Annotated in this window: 3 protein-coding genes; 1 reads left to right on the forward strand and 2 read right to left on the reverse strand. The window is 74.1% G+C overall.

Going from position 1 to position 1,932, the window contains the following annotated elements:
- Positions 1–154 precede the first annotated feature (154 nt).
- Both ACFXA3_RS41860 and ACFXA3_RS41865 read right to left on the reverse strand, forming a co-directional pair.
- Positions 155–922, reverse strand: a complete 768-nt coding sequence (locus ACFXA3_RS41860) for a hypothetical protein (protein WP_385196649.1) — start codon at positions 920–922, stop codon at positions 155–157.
- Between the two features lie 198 nt (positions 923–1,120).
- The gene (locus ACFXA3_RS41865) at positions 1,121–1,468 is read right to left on the reverse strand and encodes a DoxX family protein (RefSeq protein WP_385196651.1); all 348 of its coding nucleotides are present in this window, start codon (positions 1,466–1,468) and stop codon (positions 1,121–1,123) included.
- Positions 1,469–1,662: 194 nt separating this feature from the next.
- Here ACFXA3_RS41865 and ACFXA3_RS41870 point away from each other — a divergent pair.
- The coding region (locus tag ACFXA3_RS41870) for a DUF1876 domain-containing protein (RefSeq protein ID WP_327284741.1) at positions 1,663–1,932 on the forward strand (270 nt) is incomplete at its 3' end.

Genomic DNA, 1,932 nt, shown 5'->3' on the forward strand with positions numbered 1-1,932 from the left:
CCTCCCGGCCCGCCTCAAGTCGCTGCCGCCCCGCAGCCACACCGCCGAGGCCGCCGACCTGCCGCCCGTCACCACCCCGCCCGCCGCGCTCCGCCCATGCGGGGCAGCGTAGGCGGGGCCGGCGCGGTGGTTCACGGAGCGGGACGGGAGTCCGTCACTCCGCCGGGCCGGAGCCCGTCGCCGACCGGCGGTAGCGGTACAGCTGCCCGGACGCGAACGCCACGAACGGCACGGCGACCGCGGGCACGACCCACCACGGCAGACCGATCACGAACGCGGGGACCGCCACACCCGCGCAGGTCACCGCCGCGCCGATGACCAGCGGCTTTCCGAGGGACCGCCAGGTCCAGGGCTGCCGCCCGCCGAACCCGGCGGCGTACGCCGCGGCGAAGCCCAGACCCAGGGCCGCCAGGAGGCCCGCGAACGTGCCCAGACCGGCCGTGATCTGCGCTTCGTCGCGCGGTTCGTCGGCGGAAGCCTGCCGGAGGCCGTCCTTGACGATCGCCGTGACCGTGCCGCGCCAGACGACGCCGGTCACCTGCTCGCCCGGGGTGAGCCCGGCGAGGACGGGCCCCGGATCGCCGAAGGACACGGTCCCGTTGCCTGCGGGTCCGCCGGAGAGGACGGCCTTGAACCGGTTGCCCCGGCCGTGCTCCTTGACCACCGTCGCGTCGACGGTGAACGGGACGGTGAGCAGACAGTCCCCCGCCTCGGCCCCCGCCCCCGCCTCGGGGGCGGGGCACGGCGCCGCCGCCGTGTAGGCGTCGTAGCGCCCGATGGCGGACGGCAGCCATGCGGCGAACACGAAGCCGCAGATCAGCGCCGGTATCAGCGACGCCAAGACCAGTACCGCCCCCATCGACCGCCCCGGCCCCGCGGACCACTCGGTGTCCGTGCCCCCGGCCGTCTCGGTAGCCGTCATCGGATGCCTCCCCCGTACGTTCTTCCCTCTGACGACCTTAGCCCCGACGGCCACGGGTGGCCGTGCAAGCCGGTCCGGACGGCAACGTCCTTCGGACCGGGGCCAGTCGGAGGTGCCGGCGGTGCCGGCGGACACGAGCCGTCGCCCGCCACCCCGGCGGTGACGGCCGGGGGAGCGGGCTGTTCGGCGGCCGGCCGGTCAGCCGGGGAAGCCGAGCAGCAGGGCGGCGACGACGGGGGCCATGTACACGAGGGGGAACGGGGCGTGTCCGAAGGCACGGGCCCGCAGGACGGCGATCACGGCCCCGGTGAAGTACAGCATCAGCCCCATGGCGGCGAGCAGACCGATCACCGGGACGAAGAAGCCGGCGAGGAGGCCGATGCCGCCCGCGGTCTTCGCCGCGCCCAGCAGGTTCCACCACGACCGGGGGACCCCGTAGTCGGCCAGCGGCCCGACCACGTACGTGGCGCGGAGGAAGACCGAGGCGCCCGAGAAGCCCGCCATGACAGCGGCGACGATGGTGACGACGGTTGCGGTGGTGGACATCAGGTGCTCCTCATCGGGCGGCTTCGTTGAGCTCTTCACCGTCATGACCCGCGGCGCCGCACGTGTGTGACAGCCCGCCGAAAAAATCTTCAACGGCCCGGCGCCGACCGGCCCGGACCGGCCCCTCCCCGCTCGCGTTCCCCGACCCCCGGGCGCACCCTGGAGACAGGGTGACCCCCTGGAGGTGATGCACCATGCCCACACTCGTCGGGTGGCACGTGGAGCTCGAGTTCACCGAGGAAGGCCACCGCACCAGCGCGGCGGCCATGGTCAGACTCGGCGACGGCTCCGAGATGAGGGCGCACGGCTACGCCATGCGCCACCCCTCCGACCCGGAGCAGCTGCGGGTCGGGGAAGAGATCGCAGGCGCTCGCGCGCTGATGGATCTCGCGTCCCAGATGCTGCAGAAGGCCCACTCGGAAATCGACGAGGCCACGGGTCGGCACTCCTACCCCCTCAGCCGC

Source organism: Streptomyces sp. NPDC059456 (genome assembly GCF_042750055.1).
Classification (GTDB): Bacteria; Actinomycetota; Actinomycetes; order Streptomycetales; family Streptomycetaceae; genus Streptomyces.

Bases quoted from the DNA above. Each gene is read 5' to 3' on its own strand.
- ACFXA3_RS41860 (WP_385196649.1), bottom strand. From the start codon at position 922: ATGACGGCTACCGAGACGGCCGGGGGCACGGACACCGAGTGGTCCGCG.
- ACFXA3_RS41865 (WP_385196651.1), bottom strand. From the start codon at position 1,468: ATGTCCACCACCGCAACCGTCGTCACCATCGTCGCCGCTGTCATGGCG.